Genomic DNA, 19,107 nt, shown 5'->3' with positions numbered 1-19,107 from the left:
CTGATTCCAAGGTGAATGTCGTGGAGAAACCGTTTTGTCGACTGATATTGGGTGCTGTCATAACGCTTTGCCAGCCCTTTATCCAGGCGCAAGCCACCGAGCCGGTATTGACGCCTAGCGTTAGCTTTTACTACGGCAATGACCTGCCCACGGAACTGCTTTCTCAGTTTGACTGGATCGTGGTGGAAGCGGCCAACGTGGACGCTACCGAGCTTCGTTTGCTCAAACAGCACGGTGGGCAACCGTTGGCCTATGTGAGTATCGGTGAGTTAGATGCCTGGCGTGGCGCTGATGTAACGTTGCCCCCCACTGCCCTGGTGGCAAAAAACGAGGCTTGGAACAGCCGGGTCGCCGATTTGACCGACCCTGGTTGGCAGGATTTCCTCATCGAGGCACTCATAAGGCCCTTGTGGGAGACGGGCTACCGGGGCCTGTTCCTGGACACCCTGGATAGTTACCGTTTATTTGCGCCGGAAGGCGCCGCCGCCGAGCGCCAGCAGGCCGCCCTGATTGAGATCATTAACCGGATACATCAAGAGTTTCCCGGTATCCAGTTACTGCTCAATCGCGGCTTCGAAATACTGGAGACGGTGCATGACGACATTATCGGCGTGGCGGCGGAATCCCTCTACCGAGGCTGGAACCCCGCCACCGACACCTTCGGCGCGGTGCCCGAGGCCGACCAGGCTTGGCTGTATCAGCAGCTGTCACGCGTGCGTGATCAATATGGGCTGCCGGCCATCGCCATCGACTACGTGCCCGCCGCCAATCGTGAGTTGGCACGCGAAACTGCCCAGCGCATTCATGCCGAAGGGTTTATCCCTTGGGTCAGCGTTCCTGAGTTGAACCAGGTCGGCGTGGGCCTGATCGAGCCCATCCCCCGGCGAGTGCTGGTGTTGTTCGACAAAGAAAAGACCGAAGCCGGCGAACTGGCCAACACCAACGCACACCGCTACCTGGCCATGCCCCTTGAGTACCATGGCTATGGTGCCGAATACCGCGACGTGAACGGAGAGCTGCCCAGCGACGTGCTGCATGGCCGTTATGCTGGTGTCGTTACCTGGTTCAACGACTCGCTTAGCAATGGCGCAACTTACCATGCGTGGCTACGCCAGCAGATGGAAAACGGCCTGCGCGCCGCTATCGTTGGCAACCCAGGAATCCCCTTATCCGGCGCTTTGGGCAGTCTAATGGGGCTCCAAGAACTCAACGGTTTGGCCGCGCAGACGCTAACCGTCATCGACCATGACGCGTTGTTGAATTTCGAAGGGTTTTCCCAGCCCTCCCCGTTGCCACAAACCAGCTACCGGTTAGTGGGAGACGGCTTGACCGCCCACCTGACATTGCGTGATGACAACAGTGGCGACACCGTCGTACCGATCATGACGGGCGCCTGGGGCGGTTTAGCGAGCTACCCCTGGGTTTTTCAGGAGGCAACTGAGTACCAGCATCGCTGGAACCTAGACCCTTTTGCCTTTCTTACGCGCGCCCTGGCACTGCCGGAGATGCCGGTGGCCGATGCCACGACGGAAAATGGCGCACGCTACTGGATGACGCAGATCGACGGGGATGCCTTTGTCAGCCGCGCCGACCTGCCCGGCACGCCCTTCACCGGCGAAAAAATGCTGTCGGATATTCTGATGCGCTACCAAGTGCCCACCACCGTTTCCATCATCGAAGGAGAAGTGGGGGCCGAAGGCCTCTATCCCCAATACCGGGAAGTGCTGGAGCCGCTTGCCAGGCGGATTTTCGCCCTGCCGTGGGTAGAAGTCGCCACTCACACGTTCAGTCACCCCTTCGAGTGGGAAAGCTTAGTGGAAGGTGAAATGGCCGGGCAGGGAGAAACGTCCGCGGGCTTCAACTACAACATGCCGATTCCCAACTACCGTTTTTCCCTGGAACGCGAAATCGCTGGCTCTACCGACTATATCAATCGCCATCTGGCACCGGCCAACAAGCCAGTAAAGATGGTGCTGTGGACCGGTAACACCCTCCCTCCGGAAAAGGCCTTAGCGATTGCCGACGAACTGGGGCTGCGCAATATCAACGGCGGCAATACCAGCGTGACCCACAGCAATCCCACCATGACCCGCGTATCCCCCATGCTACGGCCACAAGGCCGTTATCTGCAGGTTTATGCCCCGCAAATCAATGAAAACGTTTATACCAACAACATGTTGGGGCCGCTATGGGGTTATCGCCGCGCCATCGAAACGTATCAGATCACCGATCACCCCCGGCGCTTAAAACCCATCGACGTCTATTATCACTTCTACTCGGCGGCAAGCCCCGGTGCTCTGCGTGCGCTTCATCAGGTGTACGAATACGTTGAAACCCAAGAGACTCTGCCACTTTTCGCCAGTGACTGGAGCGATGTGGCCACCCAGTGGTATTCCACCGGTATTGCTCGGCGTCTGGATGGCGGCTGGCAGATTCGCGGCGCCGACCACATGCGCACACTGCGCATCCCTTCAGCAATGGGCTGGCCCGACCTTAACCGCTCAAGCGGTGTTGCCGGCGTGCGTGATCTCCCTTCTGGGCGTTACGTTGCCCTGACCGGCCAAGGCGACGCGGAGGTGTATTTCACTTCCACGGCTCCGTCACTTCCCCACTTGCGCCATGCTAACGGCCGCATTCAGGCGTGGCAGGCCACGTCGCCAGCCCGGCTGAGTATCAGCTTAGCGGCGCAACAAGTACCTTTGACCGTGGAACTGGGCGCCACCCAGGGGTGCCAGGTGTCAGCACCCGGCGCCCGCCAAGAGCAGCGTGGAGACAGTACCTTTTTACACTACCGCCAACCTCGCCCAGAGCGGATTGAGGTGACCTGTGCCGTACGCTAACCCTCACGCCCCGCCACCGCGGCGTTTACTACGCCCGCTGACTCTGCGCCTCATCGCACTGGTCATCGCCTTGATGCTGGTGTTGCTGTTTCCTGCCCATCATCTATTGACGTTAGAGCGCAACGACAGCATGCCGAGTCGCATCTCGATTCTGTATTCCCAGGCGCTACTTAACACCAATCCGGATAATGTCTCCCTGCGCGTCGGCCTGGCCACTAAATTGCTGCAGGTCGGCGAGCTCGACATGGCCAAAGCCACGCTGGCCCCGCTTCAAGACCACCCTGACCTCGCCATTCAGTGGTTGCGGCTCACTATTGAATGGCAATTGCTGGCCGCCATTTCGCACGACAACCCCACTCGCCACGATGCGGTACAACGCTTTCAAGCGCATTTGCTCGCCTACCAGAGCGGCACCGCGCTACCCAACGACTATCTGGAAAGTATGGCCTCGTACTGGCTGGCGCTTGAGCAGCCCCGCCACGCCGCCATGCTTTACGAGCAGCTAAGCGAGCAGGACCCCGAGCAACAGTACCAATGGCTAGCGCTCGCCGGTTATTGGTGGCTACGCGCCGGTTATCCTGAGCGTTCAGCGGCCGCCTGGCACCGTGCCTACCAAGTCGCCGACATTCCGCTGATCACCCTGGGTTGGCTCTCCTGGTTCATGACCCCGGCATTCGCTCAAGACACAGACACCACGGCAGAATCTCCCCGCCGCGAAGCAGCACTGGAAGCCTTGCGCGCCGCCCAGCAAAGCCAGCAAGACGACGGCGTTGCCTATGCCCGGGAATACTTGACGGTATACCCGCGCGACCCGGAATTACTCGACCTGGGTATCCGTCTGGCGTTATCCCACGGCCAACCGGAACAGGCCCACGCGTGGTCCCAGCGGCTTATTGAGATCAATCCGGCCACGGAGAACCTGGAACGCCATGTGACGATCGCCCTCGGCCTGACCGAGCTTCAAAGCGCTCTCGCCGCGCTGACACAGTTGCGCCAGCAACATCCAGACCAGCCTGCTTATCTGGAACAGCTTGCCCAGACGCAACAGTGGTCAGGCGATGCCCGTGGGGCGCTGACAAGCGCAGAACGCCTGGCTCAACAGACCGGCGACGCGCGCCACTACCGCTGGGTCGTCACCCTCGCGCTCAGCGTGCGAGAACGCAGAGCCGCCGTGGCCGCGCTGGCCCACCTGGAACGCAACGACACCATCACGTTGGAAGAGCGCCGCCGGTGGGTGGACTTGCTTGAAGAGCTCGGTGAGCCAGATGCCGCCATCCAACGTATTCAAGCCTGGCAGGCCAGCGGTCTCCACGATGAGGCACTGGGTATTCGCCTAGCGACCTGGCAGGAGCAGACCGGGCGCCTGGAAGACGCCGCCGACAGCTGGGCAGCGCTTAGCGCCCGATACGGCACGCGTCATAACTTCGTTCAAGCGCACAGCCAGGTCCTCGTCCGGAACTGGCAGCTCGAAAGCGCCTTGGACGTCCTGAATAACGCCCCGCTCCCATTAGCGGCTAACGCTGCGCAACCCTGGCAGCAGTCTTGGAATCAACCGTACTTAAATCCATCGTACTTAAATCAACAGTACTTAAATCAACGCGGGGAACTGGCCTGGAAACTGGGCGATAGCGAAGCCAGCTTGCAAGCCTACCGCGCCATGTTCGAACACGGCATGCTGGACGCGGAAGGCGCCTCACGGCTAATACAAGCCGCGGCGGATAATGGCGATATCGACCTGGCCATGCGTGTTTCACGGCAGCGCTGGCGCCAGGCTCGGGATGGCGACGCGTTGATCCAGATGCTTTACCTGGCCCAGCGTGAACGCCAAACCGCGCTTACCCAGGAGTTGCTGGCCATGGCCAACCAGGAGCCCGCCCAATTTGCCCAATCAGCGGATTACTGGGCGGCACGCGGCCAACAAGCCCTACTGCGGCAAGCGCCCGACGACGCGGTCACGGCCTACCACCGCGCCCTTGAGCTCTCGGACAACGACCCTGGCCTACTCGCGGGCATGCTGTATGCGCTAATGGCCGCCGGAGAAGACGTTGCCCTGCGTCAGCGGCTGGAAGCGTGGCATACCCAAGCGGCCCAAACGCCAGTGATGATGAGTGCCATGGCCGAGGGGCACCGTCATCTCGGCAACTTGGCGCAAACTTTAACGTGGTACGCCCTGGCGCAGGAATCTGGCGCCACGGATGCCTGGCAGCAGCTCTACCATGCCGATGCGCTAGCCCAGAGCGGCCAAGCGGCACTCGCTTTCAACATGCGCCTAAAAGCGCTTGATACCTTATCTCCAGGCCTCACGGACAGCTTGCAGGAAGCCTCTACGCCCACCCTCCCCCTCCAACAGCGCCGTGAACATACCCAAGCAATGGCCTTGCAGGCACAGCTTAGCGGCCCGGAAAGCGTACACGACTGGTACACCCAGCTGGTCACCAACGCCTTTGCCGACACTCCCCTTCAGGCCAGCGATAGCGATTGGCTGTTCGAGGCCCATACGAGCCTGCAGCAGCCCCTCCACGCGCGCTACTTGCTGCTGCGTGCCCAGGCACAAGGCCATGTCAGCCCTGCTTGGCAAACGTTTGTCGTCGCCCTAGAGAAAAACGACCGCGACACCCTTGAACAGCTACTCGATAGCGACGCAGGCCGCACGCTCCCAGCCACGGATCGGCTGGCGATAATGCGTCAGCTTGACCGCCGCCAACCGGCCCAGGCATTGGCCGAGACGCTCACCCACGGCGGTGTCGATCGCCGTCGCGATGCGGTGGAACTGGCCAGCGAGCTGCCACACCGGCTAGCGACGACCGCCGAGTATCGTCGCCTGGGCGACCTGGATATCACCTCTCAGAACGCTCTCTACGAAACCAGTGGCGAGCGCTTTTGGGGCCAGTTATTGCTGGTGACGCGCGAACTGGACATGGCTACCAGCGACATCGAGAGCGACGGGGTAACCGACGAACAAGGCGCCGAGCTACAGCTGGGCTGGAACGGACCTCGCGCCGACACCACGCTGACCATCGGCAGCACCCAAACCGATCGCGTCGACCGGCCTTACGGGGGCATTTCTCAGCGCTGGCAAGCCACCTCACGCGTGGCTGGCACGCTCTATGGCGAAATCAGCCGCACGTCCGATATCAACGATCGTATGCGCTTATTAAGCGTGGAAGACCGCGTCGGCGTGCAGCTTGAGTGGACCCCCACCGCCCGCGACACCCTTAGCCTTGATGCCGGCCACGTCAGCCTAAAAAGCCGCGAAACCCGCGACACGCTCGGCAGTGGCTACCGTGTCGACGCCGCCCTGCGCCGCACGCTGATCAAAGGCGCCACCCGTCAGCTAGAGGTGAGCCTTTTGGCCAATCACGCCGATTACCACTTGAATAACCGCTTGCCGGACGATATCGCTCGCCGGCTTCCAGTGGGCACGCAACCGGGCGACTTACTGACCGATCAGACCGGCTTTGTCGGCATGGGCGTCACCCTGCGGCGTGGCGACCCTTTCAGCAACTACCCAACGGTGGCATCTCCCCGAATCGAGATAGGGCTGGAAGCGGGTTACTTGATGCCGGATAACGACATTGGCCTCAATGCCCGCCTTGGGATAGGCAGTCGCCTTTTCGGTAACGATTCACTGAGCTTGCGCATAGAAGCCGACCAAGGCGCCGGCGATAACGGGAATACCAATCTCGGCGCCTCACTGACGTATCAGTACTTTTTGGGACATTGACCTGCCATGAAGTCACCAACCGCCATCGCACTTTTTCACCCAACCCTTCCCCACTGGTTGCGCCGCCGACTAGGCGCTCTCGGAGATAACGCTATGTCTACTGACTTGTTTCATCGTGTGGTAATGCTCACCTTGCTGATCGCGTTCACCGTGCTAAGCGGCTGCGCCGTGACCGATGTGCACCGAGGGGAGCCGCTCGCCAGCCAAGCCAAATGGGTGCTGCTACCCATTGCCAACCACTCAGAAACCCCGTTGGCGGGGCAAAAAGCACAAGCCAGTTTGATGACGCTACTGCACCAGCACGGCGTCAGCTCGCTGGCCCAGGCACCTCGCGCCGCGCAAACGGGGCTAATCGATCTGCCAAGCGATCGGGACTATCGTGCGGCCCTTGCCTGGGCACAACAGGAGGGCATTCGCTACGGCATCACAGGTTCCGTCGATGAGTGGCAGTACAAGGCCGGCTTGGACGGTGAACCCGCCATTGGCATCAGTTTGCGTGTGGTAGATATCAATAGCGGCGAGATTCTGTGGAGCGCCAGCGGCGCCCGTACCGGGTGGGGATTCAGCACGACAAGCGGTGTCGCGCAAAAACTGATGGCAGACCTGGTTGCCACGCTCCCCCTCCGGCAATGAGGACACATACCATGGCCACACGTATCGATGAACTAAAGCCCTTTGAGCCTCCCCGCTGGTTGCGCCTGCTGGAAACCGTGGTCATTACGCTTGCACTGCCAGCGGTCGGGTGGCTAATCAATCCTCAGGACCCCTTGCTGCTCGGCAGCGGTTTGACCTGGCTGCTGGCCATCGCGCCGCTGCTTGTTGGCATGCGCTACGGCTTCGCCTGGGGCTTTAGTAGCGCTTTACTCGGCGTTACCTTCATCGGCATGGAAGGATGGTGGTTTCATGGCGACGTATTTATCGATCGTACTCAACGACTGCCCATCGCTATCGCCTTGATTTTGGTGGGAATGGTCGCCGGTGAGATGGCCGATGTATGGCGTCGGCGCCTACAAAAAATGACTGTCATCTACCACGCGCAATCGACACGCCTGGAAGAGTTCGTACGCCACTATCAATTGCTGCGGGTTTCCCACGACCAGCTGGCGGAGCGTCTCGCCGCCAACCCGTTTACCCTGCGTGACGCGCTGAAAGCGCTGGAAAAAAAGTACCAGCATCTCCCTCCCAACCAGGCCCCCCTTCGCCATTTTGGCAACGAGCTGCTCGCCTTCCTAGCCCAACACGCCCGTGTGCAACAGGCGGCCCTGATACCTCTAGACGACCAGCAACAGCTGCATGCCGAACAGGCAATCTGGTTCGGTGGTGAAGCGCCTTTCGATCTCGACGATCCCATGCTGCGGGCCTGTCTGGAGCAGCGCCGCATGATCTGCCTGAAAAGCGCCATGGAACAAGGGATCAACGTGGATAACGCGCCGCTCACCGCCGTGGTGCCGCTGATCGATATCGCGGAACATATCCATGCGGTGGTGGCCGTGACCGCCATGCCGTTTATTGACTTCCATCGAGGGCATTTGCACCTGCTCGCGGTACTCGGCGCCCAGTTTGGCGATATGTTGCATCAGGCACAGCACTCGCCACATGACCCCCACTTCAACCAACATGCCTGCGTCGCTCAGTGGGTACGCCACGCGCGTGACCATCAGTTGACCTCTTTGCTGGTATTGATCGACTTTTCAGCGCAATTGAGTCCCGCTCAAGTTCAGCCCGTTATCGACAAGATTCTGAGCCAACAGCGTGGCCTTGATCGTAGCTGGGTCTCCTTTGACGACGACCTTCACCATCGGCTCTACGTTTTGTTACCCCTCACCCAGCCACAAGCTTTCGATATCTATGCAAAACGGCTACAGGAGATTATCGCCGCGCAACCCGGTATAGGCGAAAGTTGTGAGCAAATCCGCATCACCCATCGCGTTATCGATGGACGGCTTTCGGTCAAAAAACTGCTGGATCAACAGGTAAGCCAAGAGGTGGCCCATGTCCACGCATGAAACAGCGGCACGCGCCTCACCGCTCAAAAGCTTGCCTTGGCTTGTCGCCGGGTTACTTTTTGAAAGCACGGCGGCCTACCCTTGGTGGGTCGCGATCACCCTGCCGACAACTGAAATGATTGCCCTGCATGGCGTGGGCTCGGTATTGCTCGCCGAAGGGCTGCGACGCGCGCTGCCTACCCCTTATCAGCGCCCTGCGCTGGGAGTGCTGCTGTTTTTTGCCCTGCTGATTTTTATCTTGCCTGCGGTGGGCTTTTTGGGCTTAGCGTTCGGCCTGGTACCGGCTTTGTATCGGACAGCGCCTCAACGTGCGTCACGCTGGCAACCCCTTGACCTCCCTGCCTTGCCCTACCAGCCTATGGTACCCCCTAGCGCGGACTCGGTTGCCATGCGGGAAGGGCTCACCAGCGTGCTGAGCTATTCAGACAACAGCCGCCAGCGCCAGGAAGCGATTCTGGCCTGCCGACATTTGCCACGTCGTCAGGCAGTCAGCTTATTGCGACAAGGTTTGACCGACCCCACTGATGACGTGCGCTTGCTGGCGTACTCGATGCTCAGCGGGATCGAGCGCGACCTTGATGAACAAATCAAAACCCTGTCCACCGCTCGCCAAGACAATGGCGATCCTTTTGGTCAGCATGCCGAAGCATTGGCCATGCACTACTGGGAATATGACTACCTCAAACTTGCCCAAGGCAGTACCGCGCGTTTTTTGTTAAACCAAGCATTGGATTATCTCGACCAGGCGATTGACTGCGCGGATAGTGCCCACCGCCAGCTATTGCGAGGGCGCTTGTGTCTAGCGCTCAACGACGATCAAGGAGCGAAAACCGCCTTTCAACAATGTCAGCGTTTGGGCATGCACGATGACGATCTCGCCCCTTACCGCGCCGAGCTTGCCTTTCAAACCCGAGACTATGCCTCAATGCTCACGCAGCTTGCGCGGCTCAGCCCCACCGCACGTGAGCAACCCATCCTGCATCCTTTATTGGAGTACTGGCGATGACATGGCCCACCCTAAAACGGCGGGATGCACCCGCCGATGTGGTATTACTGCTGGAAGGCACCTACCCCATGGTGCGCGGTGGCGTCAGTGCATGGGTTGATCAATTAATTCGCGGCCTGCCTGCGCTGCGCTTTGCGCTTGTGTTTCTCGGCGGACGCCGCGAGCACTACGAAGGCATCCTCTTCGAACGCCCAGCCAATGTGGTGCACCTGGAGTGCCACTACTTGATAGACGATTTACCCAATGCCAAGACCATCAAGGCGCGTCGGGGTAAAAAACGTACCTTTGCCGCCGTTCATGAGTTTCACCAAACGCTGCGCCACGCCGAGCCTAGCGAGCAGAACCGAGCCCTGTGCGACATGGCGCGCATGCTTGGGCGTCGCGGCGGTCTCAGCCAAGAAGACTTTCTGTATAGCCAATCGGCGTGGCAACAGATCGTGGACCACTACCTAGAGCACGTCACCGAGCCTTCTTTCATCGACTACTTCTGGTCGGTTCGCAACATTCACGCTCCGCTGTTTTTATTGGCACGCATCGCCAAGACCCTGCCTCGGGGGCGCTGCCTGCACACCATTTCCACGGGCTATGCCGGTTTCCTGGGAGCGCTGGCGCACCACATCCACCACCGCCCACTATTAGTGACCGAACACGGCATCTATACCAAGGAGCGTCAAATTGACTTGCTCGAAGCCAAGTGGATAAAAAACTCAACCGATGCGCTTTCCCACGGGTTTCAAATCGATACCGGCTATATTCGCCAGATGTGGATTCGTTTTTTTCAGGGGCTGGGGCGCATGGCCTATACCAGCGCCGCGCAGATTACCGCCCTGCATGAAGGTAACCGCTTACGCCAGCTTCAGGACGGCGCCCCCGCTGAGCGTACTCGCCTCATTCCCAACGGCATTAATATCGAACGGTTTGCCCCGCTACGCGATGCCACCGCCCACAACCGGCAGCCAATCGTGGCGCTGCTAGGGCGAGTCACACCGATCAAAGACATCAAGACCTTTATTCGCGCAATGCGGCAACTAAGCGACCAACTTCCTGAGGCTCAGGGCTGGATCGTTGGCCCTACCAGCGAAGACCCCGCCTACGCCCAAGAGTGCCACGATCTAGTAGCTCAGCTAGGGCTGGAGGACCGGGTCCAGTTTCTGGGTTTTCAGCGGACTGAGGAGATCCTCGCCCAGGTGCGTCTCGTGGTGCTGACATCGATCAGCGAAGCGCAGCCGCTAGTGATATTGGAAGCCATGGCCGCCGGTATTCCGCTAGTGTGCAGCGATGTCGGCGCTTGCCGCGAGATGGTGCTAGGCGACCCAGCGGCGCCTCAGCCAGCGGGCAGTATCGTGCCAATTGCCAGCCCCCAGGCGACGGCGCAAGCCATGTATGACTTGCTGACGCAACAAGACACGTGGCAAGCGGCACGCACCACAGGGATCGCTCGGGTGGAAGCCGAGTATACCGACGCCCTGATGATGGCGCGCTACCAACAGCTCTACCAGGAGGTAATACACCCAGAAGACCACCCGCACCGCCAAGACACCGGCGCCCCCTCCCCCATCCCAGCGCTTAGCACGCCCTAGACCCGTAAAGGAGACCTCTCATGGCCGGCATTGGCTTTGAACTGCGGCGGCTACTTCGCCAGGATAGTTACGTCAGCTTGTTGCGCGCCTACGGTTACGCCGGCATGATCAGCTCGGGGCCGTGGGTACTTTCAATTTTAGCGGTGATGGCCCTGGGGGTGCTATCTGCCGCCGCGTCACCCACCGGCACAGCGACCCACGTCACCGCGTTTCTGGTCTCCGTGACGTGGCTAGTCGCCAGCTCCTTGCTGTTGACCTCGCTGGTTCAGCTACTCTTTACTCGCTTTGTCGCGGATCGCCTGTTCGAAAAACGTGAGCAGGCCGTGCTACCCAACCTGTTCGGCTTGCTAACGCTGGTACTGTGCGTAGCAACGCTTACCGGAGCCGCTCTGTTGCTGTTCACCTTCCAGCAAACCCCCTGGTTCTACCAGCTTGAAATGCTAATGGCTTTTGTCATTCTCTGCATGATTTGGTGTGTCACGGTGTTTATCGCCGGGATAAAAGCTTATCGCCAGGTGCTACTGGCGTTCGCCCTCGGCTATGGCGCGACCTTTATCGCCGGCATGTTACTCAGCGGTTATGGCCTAGAGGGCTTGCTGGGGGGCTTCGTGATAGGTCAGGGGCTATTGCTGTTCATCCTGCTAGTGATGGTGATTTACCATTTTCCCAGCAACCAGTTGTGGCGCTTTGATTTACACCGCGCCGCGCAGTGTCAGTGGTCGTTGATCGCCATTGGATTGTTTTACCAAGCCGGTATCTGGGCCGACAAACTGGTGTTCTGGTTCAATCCCGCGACGTCCGAAGCAGTTATCGGCCCATTGCGCGCCTCACCCATTTACGACTTACCGATTTTTCTCGCCTACCTATCGATTGTGCCGGGCATGGCGGTATTCATCATGCGCATGGAGACTGACTTTGCGGAACATTGCCAAGCGTATTACGAAGCCGTACGCAATGGCGATACATTGCAGCACATCGAGTCAGCGCGGGGTGAGATGGTCGCGAGCGTTCGCCATGGTATTTACGACATTTTCAAAGTGCAGGGGATCACCGTGATGGCGCTTCTGCTAGGTGGTCCGACGCTGTTTACCTGGCTGGGCTTTTCTCACTGGTATTTGCCGCTATTTAATATCGATATCGTGGCCGTGGGCATTCAAGTGCTGTTTATGGCGATCCTAAACGTGCTGTTTTATTTAGACCGGCTTAAACCTGCACTCTGGCTTTGCCTACTGTTTTTACTCGGCAACATCATGTTGACGCTGCTTAGCCAACTGCTGGGGCCGGTTTTTTATGGCTATGGCTACGCACTGTCGTTGCTGTTTGCTTCCCTGGTGGGGCTGGCGGTACTTGATCATGAGTTCGACAACCTGACCTACCAAACCTTTATGCTACAGCCCAACAGATAAAAGTGAGCACTTACTTATTTTTCGGCGCCTGTGAAATAAGCTTCTCAAGCCCCTCAAGGGTGCGCTCCAACGCGCCCCGCTCGGCGGCCACCACCCGCTGCCCCTGCGCGCCTTTTTGCGCCGTGGCAGCGAGGTTGTGGAGCGCATCAATCAGCGCACTCCCCAACGCCTCGGCATCGGCGACCGGCTTAAGCGCGCCGGCCTTAATCAGCGGGGCGGCGACATCGTCGAAGTTTTCCAGCGATGGCCCGCAAAGGGTAAAGCGCCCCAGGCTTGCCGGCTCCACCACGTTGTGACCGCCAAGCGGCACCAAACTGCCGCCAACGAAAGCGACATCGCCTGCCGCATAAAACATACCCAGTTCGCCTAGCGTATCGCCCAGGTAGACAGCCGTATCCGCCGTCACCGGCTGCTGTTTACTTCGGCGTGCGACGCTAAAACTTGCCTGCTCGCAAATGCGCGCCACTTCATCGAAACGTTGCGGATGGCGGGGCACTAAGATTAAAAGCGCCTCGGGAAACGTGTTGCGCAGTGCACGATGCGCGGCGAGTACGTGGGTTTCTTCCCCGTCGCGGGTCGAGCCAGCCACCCAAATAGGGCGCTCGCCGGCCGGCTCAAACACACGCTGACGTAAGCGCTCACTTTCTTCCCAAACCTTGTCAGGGGGCGTGACTTCAAATTTCAATGAGCCCACTACCTGCGTTCTCTCGGCGGGCATACCCAGTGTTTTAAAGCGCTCGGCATCCACAGCGGATTTCGCCGCCAGCCAGGTGACATTGCCAAGTGTCTGCGCCATCAAACGCGGGAAGCGCTGGTAGCGCGCAAAGGCCCGCGCCGACAAGCGCCCGTTCACCACGGCCACTGGGATGTGCTCAGCCGCGCAAGCGTGCAACAGGTTAGGCCAGAGCTCGGTTTCAAACATGATCGCAAGCGCAGGCTGCCAATAGCGCACAAAGCGCTTAGCACTGCCGGGGAAATCCAGCGGCAAAAAGCGATGATGTAGATTCGGCGAAAGGTGTGTAAGTGCTTGCACCTGCTGCGCTCCGGTCGCGGTCATGGTAGTGACGAGCAGGAAGTGTTGGGGGTAGGCGTTTAGTAGCGCGCCGATCAGCGGCGTTGCCGCGCGCACTTCGCCAACAGAAGCGCAGTGCAGCCAAATCAGCGGCCCTTCAAGGCGCGACTCGCGCTCGAATCCCAGCCGCTGAAGGCGTGAGTAAGTGGGCACTTGCTCACGCCAAACGCGCCATCCTATCAGCGGTGAAAGCGTATAAAGCGTGGCAGAATATAAATAACGCGCCCAGGCAGACATCAGCGCTCGCGGTCCAAAATGGTGTCGATCATCGCCATTGTAGAAATACTACATATAGCAGGATAGAGTGCAGCAATGACATTGCGTAATCGAATTGAGCGGGCAAACAAGAGCTTCATGAATCTAGTGACCCTCCAGCAAGAAAAAAGCATCATTCTATACGACGCTGACAGTTTATGTGACGCGCTGGGATCGCACCAAATTCAGTCCGCCCTCTTTACGCCCGACTACTGGCGTGAGCGCGCGCTGATCAAAGGCGAAGCACCGGGGCGAGGTAGCAGCTTGTTCCTTCAACCCATCCCTGGCGCAAGCACGCAGTGGGTGCTGCGCCCTTACCGCCGCGGTGGCCTCATCGCCAAGCTAAGCGAGTCGCGCTATATATGGACAGGCCGCGAGAATACTCGTGCCTTTCGTGAAATGCGCTTAACGGCTGCCCTTTTTGCTCAAGGTTTACCTGTGCCCCGCCCTACCGCCGCTTGCGTCACCCGCCATGGTCTCACCTATGAGGCCGCGCTGATCACCCAGCGCATCCCTGGCGCACGAGCCCTGGCCGATTGGCTTAGCGATGAGCGAATATCAGGGAAAACCTTAAATACAGCGCTAGAAAACGTCGGGCGCATGATTCGCCGCTTTCACGATCACGGTTTAGACCATGTGGACCTCAACGCGCGCAATATTTTACTTGAACCGCAAGGTACGCCATGGCTGATTGATCTTGACCGCTGTCGTCTACGCTCTCCGGGGAAATGGCAAAGCATGAATTTAAAGAGACTTGAAAGATCCATACACAAGTTAAATCCCACCATGTCAATCATCTCTATTCTTCAAGGGTATCGTACGAGACGTTAATCAAGCTCATCCATATTGGTGCAGCTAAAAAGTCTTTTTCGCCCCCTCCTACCGTCAAGAAACTGGCTTCTTAGATCACCTCGACCGCCGGAACAAGCTCGTAATGAGGCCACGCTTTGCCGAATAGAGTAGAACGCAGATTAGCAAGCGACGATAACTCAGCCTCATTCATCGGAACATGGTAGCGCCATTATTTAGCACTTCACGTCTGTGTTATGAATGAGGCGACTTATCGGGCTGTGTTAGACTTTGCTTCTTTTAACAGTGTGGCTGCCCTGCATGATTTCCGTCATCAGCCACATAAAATCGCATTGCTCGGAAAATCAATGATGTGGAATACGATACAATTGGCTTTTTTCCGCTTTGCAGCCGGCGGAAAAATACCGCCGGAATGGTTTGAGCCCAACTTACCAGCGCAACAAGACAGAGCCACTAAAACAGGGCACCTTAAGTTGGAAGTCGTCAGTCACTGCTGGAACTATTCCCACTTTCTGGTTTACCAGCTTAGTTCTCTGGTGCTGTTCCCACCCCGAAAACTCGATGTCACCATGACGGTATTCTATAGCCCTGAGGACACAAAAACGGCTGAGCTGCTGGCTTTCTTCGAAAAACAACAGGCACCAGGCGTTACCTGGAACTGGCAACCGATTCCTAGACAGTCGCTTTTTCGCCGGAGTATCGGACGCAACCGCGCAGCGTTGGCGACACAGGCCGACTGGGTCTGGTTTACCGATTGTGATCTTATGTTTCGAGAAAACTGTCTGGATGGCCTGTCAGAGTGCCTTCAGGGACGCAACGATGTCTTAGTATTTCCGCAAGAAGAACGAACGACTGACTTACTGACGGAAAACAACCCCCTGCTCCAGGCGGTTAACAATGGGCCGCAAGTATTGGATATTGATACCTCGTCCTTCACTTCCCGAGCGATTACCAAGGCCACTGGGCCATTACAGATTGCCCATGGCGATGTGTGCCGACGCGTAGGCTATTGCCGCGCCATTAATGTCTACCAGCAACCCGTCGACACCTTTGCCAAATGTCATGAAGATCGTGCCTTCCGCTGGCTATTACGTAGCCAAGGAGAACCGATTGCATTACCCGGTGTTTATCGCATCCGGCATGTTGCCAAAGGGCGTTACAGTGGAAATAAAACCCGCAGCAAGTTAAGAAAAACACTGCGTATCTGGCAATCTCGCTGGCGAGACCGGGAACAGAGAGAAAACAGCTGATGAGCGACAAACAGCGCATGGTGTTTATCACACCCACATGGGCAGGAGACCTTGACCATTTCCGTGTTATGCGCGCATCCCTGGAGCAATCCCCCCTCGCAGCATTTGACCATTATGTTGTGGTACAGGATGAAGATATCGCCCTGTTCGAGGAATTTCGTGGACGCAGTGGGCTGACTCTTCTCTCCACCCGAGATGTGCTACCTGAAGACGTGGAACGTCGCAGAAGCCATGCGCGCCGGCTTTCGCAACGTCTGGGTCGCAACATGACCCGGATATGTGGCAGTCTCAAGCGCGTATTTTCTTGGCCTGCGTGGCCGTCCTACACTGGCTGGCATACTCAGCAACTGTGCAAGTTAATGCTCGCCAGCGAACTTGACTACGATAAGGCCGTTATTATTGATTCCGATGTCATTGTTACTCAAAACGCCAGTGCTGATGACTTTGTCAGTGACATTAGTTACGTATGTTTTGCTGACTGGCAGAATCATGCTGAACTGAAAGGAAAAGTCAAAAAATGGATTCATGAATCCGCGTATTTGATGAATACAACATCGGATACACGTCAAGTTAACGCGTACTTTGATACGCCGTTTGTGTTTGACCGGCAACTTCTCTGCAAGGCCCTCGCGACCCTTGAATCCAATACCCATAAAAAGTGGTGGGCCACCTTATTGGATCGACCGCCACGGCGATGGTCCGAGTTTGGTATCTACAAGGCGTTTTTGTTGAAACAGACACCGCAAATCAGTATTGACTGGCGTATCCCTTCTTTTTGCCACTATCTCTTCGACACAACCGACCCACAAAAGGTGGTTGACACCGTGGGCGCACTACTGACAGACCCCAATATTCACTATGTCACAATTCACTCCCAGGCCAGCGGGCGCGTAAAACAGGATGCGAACACCTACCTTGAACCGCTTTTATCATTGCTAGAAAAGGTTCGCTGAATCATGCGCGCATCTTTTAAAAAGGCAATCGCCAACTTGCCCGTCCTCGCAAATATCAAGCTGGTCAACTGGTTGCCTTTATTATTTGCCGTTTGGTTATTACTCAGCATCACTATGCCTGTCAGCATCTATCGGGCTTTTTTCCATGTTCTTATTTATCCATTTACCCTTTATCTGGTGAGCCACCAGTACAACAGGATTATCTGGAAAGATGCCTTTATCAGGATTTTTATTACATTTTGCGGCTATATGGCCATTACCACCTGGCTGGTCGGAGATGACACTCTGGCAGGCGACATCCGGGCGGTACGTTGGAGTATTGAGGCCGCTCTGGGCATGCTCGCTTACTGGATATGGATGCAGTCTGTCGTCGTATACTCCCGCCTGTGGGGAAGAGGACTTTTATTTCTTGCCGGGGCGGGAGCTTGTGCCGGTCTGTTATCGTCGCTTGCTGACATCTCGGTTAATGCCCGCATTGGCGGTCTTGGCATGATGGGGCAGCACCCGATTCAAGGCGCTTCAATCAGCATTACATTGTTGGCAGTAGGGTTATTTTTAACCCATGCCAACCAACAAGCCGTCAACCGCAACGACATTATCTTCACTTTTCTCTCGATCATTGCTGTTTGTACCTTTGTGGCACTTAGCCAGAGCCGAGCCCCTCAAGTGACTCTGTTGGGATATCTTATCTTTTTCGGGCTTCTGATCAGCTATCAATACCGTAGGCCGGCAACGTTCTACCTCATTGGCGGCGTTTTTGTCGCCATCTTGTTGGCCATTCACGGGTTGATTGGGTTCGATCTGCTCTATGAACAGTTCAAGGAAAGAGGCACCTCTTACCGTATTGAGATCTGGACGGCCGTCTTTAACCATCCGCCAGAATCCCTGCTGTTAGGACATGGCGCGGGCCTTGACTTCAGACTCACCGATGCAGCAAAAATTGATTTGAATGACTTGGGATTCGAGGTCTATCATCCTCACAATATCTGGCTAGGGGCCTTCATGGACACAGGCATTATTGGGGTTGTCATGCAGGCTGGGCTGTTGGTGTTGCCATTAATCGCCATTCTGCGTAATGCACTTCGCATCGAAAACAAACTTCATCTGCTTGTTATTCTGGGGCTTTTTGTGCTTCTGACCTTAACAGATGAATACACTTTATTGATTTCCCCCCACCCAATCTGGTTGATCGGCTGGATTCCTCTGGTGTTTGTCTGGTCATGGTGTCGCTATAAAGATGACGCACAGGAAAACTTCCTGCAAACGCACGCCTGTGCTAGAGGGCAATCACTATGAGTTTGACGATCTGCATATTCTCCTTCAATCGGGGAAAGTACCTGCGAAACTGCGTCGAGTCAGTTCAACAGTGTCTTCCCGATGCTGAAGTTGTCATTTTTGATGACAACAGCGATGACCCCGACACCCAGGCATATCTCGAACAGGCCGCAAAAACCTGCCAGATTGTCGGCCCAAGGGAAGTTGGCACAATCAAACATGGCGGCTTATACCACAACATGAATACAGCGCTCGAACTTTTTCAGAGTCGCGAGCTAGTGTGCTTTTTGCAGGATGATACTCAGGTGGTGCGACCTGTCTCTAGTCACGAACTTGAAGACATCAAAGCTATATTTGACTGCCAACCCACGCTTGGTTTTCTTCATCCTTGTTTTATCAGAGGAATCGATCTAAAAAAAAGCCCGGTCACGCCTCTGGCTGGTCCAGCTCCTGGTTATTTTTACCGCAAAAATAACGGACAAAGTGCAGGCATACATTATTCAGACTTAGTAGTTTTCAGGCCTGATCGGCTTATTGAGGCTGGATGGTGTTTTCATCAGTCTGAGCCAGCAAACGATAAGCAAGCAAAAGATCTTTTCGATATGATGGCTTACATGTGGCTTCCATTTGCAATGTGGTTGCCGGAAGTACCAGCTTATCGCGGTAAGAAAAAAACGCTTGGGTTGCGCTTGGCAGAAAAGAAAAAGCGTGTAGGCTTTTACCCCTTCAAGCTTCTCTCGGACGAAGAAACTCAACTTCAAGAACGCTACCGCTTACCGGTTGCCGAGAATTACCTTGAATGTACGCCGGAGTCACCGCCTAAACCATGGACTTACAATCCATTAACCGGTCTAAAGCTGCTAAAAAATTTGAACAACCTTGAAGTTTTTTTCCGACGTTGGTTCAAACTTTGATTGTTTTGAGCGAAAT

Annotated in this window: 13 protein-coding genes; 12 read left to right on the top strand and 1 reads right to left on the bottom strand. The window is 56.7% G+C overall.

Going from position 1 to position 19,107, the window contains the following annotated elements; all coding sequences use genetic code 11:
* Positions 1-20 precede the first annotated feature (20 nt).
* The 7 genes from QC823_RS08030 (at position 21) to pelG (ending at position 12,562) form a co-directional block, all read left to right on the top strand.
* A complete protein-coding gene (locus QC823_RS08030) occupies positions 21-2,840 on the top strand; it encodes a bifunctional glycoside hydrolase/polysaccharide deacetylase family protein (RefSeq protein WP_309655844.1) in 2,820 nt (939 codons plus the stop codon).
* The gene (locus QC823_RS08025) at positions 2,827-6,564 is read left to right on the top strand and encodes a tetratricopeptide repeat protein (protein ID WP_309655843.1); all 3,738 of its coding nucleotides are present in this window, start codon (positions 2,827-2,829) and stop codon (positions 6,562-6,564) included. Before QC823_RS08030 ends, QC823_RS08025 begins: the two co-directional genes overlap by 14 nt.
* Positions 6,565-6,657: 93 nt before the next feature.
* Complete coding sequence (locus tag QC823_RS08020) at positions 6,658-7,197, top strand: hypothetical protein (protein ID WP_309655842.1); 540 nt, start codon at positions 6,658-6,660, stop codon at positions 7,195-7,197.
* Between the two features lie 11 nt (positions 7,198-7,208).
* Positions 7,209-8,570 carry a PelD GGDEF domain-containing protein gene (locus tag QC823_RS08015; RefSeq protein ID WP_309655841.1) on the top strand — a complete coding sequence of 454 codons (1,362 nt, stop codon included), beginning with the start codon at positions 7,209-7,211 and terminating at the stop codon, positions 8,568-8,570.
* The gene (locus tag QC823_RS08010) at positions 8,557-9,576 is read left to right on the top strand and encodes a HEAT repeat domain-containing protein (RefSeq protein ID WP_309655840.1); all 1,020 of its coding nucleotides are present in this window, start codon (positions 8,557-8,559) and stop codon (positions 9,574-9,576) included. The genes QC823_RS08015 and QC823_RS08010 overlap by 14 nt, the downstream gene beginning before the upstream one ends.
* Positions 9,573-11,156 carry a GT4 family glycosyltransferase PelF gene (gene pelF / locus QC823_RS08005; protein ID WP_309655839.1) on the top strand — a complete coding sequence of 528 codons (1,584 nt, stop codon included), beginning with the start codon at positions 9,573-9,575 and terminating at the stop codon, positions 11,154-11,156. The genes QC823_RS08010 and pelF overlap by 4 nt, the downstream gene beginning before the upstream one ends.
* A gap of 20 nt (positions 11,157-11,176) precedes the next feature.
* Positions 11,177-12,562: an exopolysaccharide Pel transporter PelG gene (gene pelG / locus QC823_RS08000; protein ID WP_309655838.1), complete on the top strand. Its 1,386-nt coding sequence runs from the start codon at positions 11,177-11,179 to the stop codon at positions 12,560-12,562.
* A 10-nt stretch (positions 12,563-12,572) separates the two neighbouring features.
* Here the strand turns inward: pelG and waaA are convergent, their stop codons facing one another.
* Positions 12,573-13,871: a lipid IV(A) 3-deoxy-D-manno-octulosonic acid transferase gene (gene waaA / locus QC823_RS07995; protein ID WP_309655837.1), complete on the bottom strand. Its 1,299-nt coding sequence runs from the start codon at positions 13,869-13,871 to the stop codon at positions 12,573-12,575.
* Between the two features lie 117 nt (positions 13,872-13,988).
* Between waaA and QC823_RS07990 the strand changes: the two genes are divergently transcribed.
* The 5 genes from QC823_RS07990 to QC823_RS07970 all read left to right on the top strand — a co-directional run bounded on the left by QC823_RS07990 (position 13,989) and on the right by QC823_RS07970 (position 19,091).
* Positions 13,989-14,720 (top strand): 3-deoxy-D-manno-octulosonic acid kinase, encoded by a 732-nt coding sequence (locus QC823_RS07990; RefSeq protein WP_309655836.1) that lies wholly within the window; start codon positions 13,989-13,991, stop codon positions 14,718-14,720.
* A gap of 215 nt (positions 14,721-14,935) precedes the next feature.
* Positions 14,936-15,949, top strand: coding sequence for a glycosyltransferase family A protein (locus QC823_RS07985; RefSeq protein WP_309655835.1), 1,014 nt, complete (start codon positions 14,936-14,938; stop codon positions 15,947-15,949).
* Entirely contained in the window at positions 15,949-16,902 is a 954-nt protein-coding gene (locus QC823_RS07980) for a DUF6492 family protein (protein WP_309655834.1), read from the top strand. The genes QC823_RS07985 and QC823_RS07980 overlap by 1 nt, the downstream gene beginning before the upstream one ends.
* Before the next feature lie 3 nt (positions 16,903-16,905).
* Positions 16,906-18,198: an O-antigen ligase family protein gene (locus QC823_RS07975; RefSeq protein ID WP_309655833.1), complete on the top strand. Its 1,293-nt coding sequence runs from the start codon at positions 16,906-16,908 to the stop codon at positions 18,196-18,198.
* Positions 18,195-19,091 carry a glycosyltransferase family 2 protein gene (locus tag QC823_RS07970; RefSeq protein WP_309655832.1) on the top strand — a complete coding sequence of 299 codons (897 nt, stop codon included), beginning with the start codon at positions 18,195-18,197 and terminating at the stop codon, positions 19,089-19,091. Before QC823_RS07975 ends, QC823_RS07970 begins: the two co-directional genes overlap by 4 nt.
* The last annotated feature ends 16 nt before the right edge of the window (positions 19,092-19,107 follow it).

Source organism: Vreelandella vilamensis (assembly GCF_031451755.1).
Classification (GTDB): Bacteria; Pseudomonadota; Gammaproteobacteria; order Pseudomonadales; family Halomonadaceae; genus Vreelandella; species Vreelandella vilamensis.
This window is presented reverse-complemented; position numbering and strand designations above follow the sequence as displayed.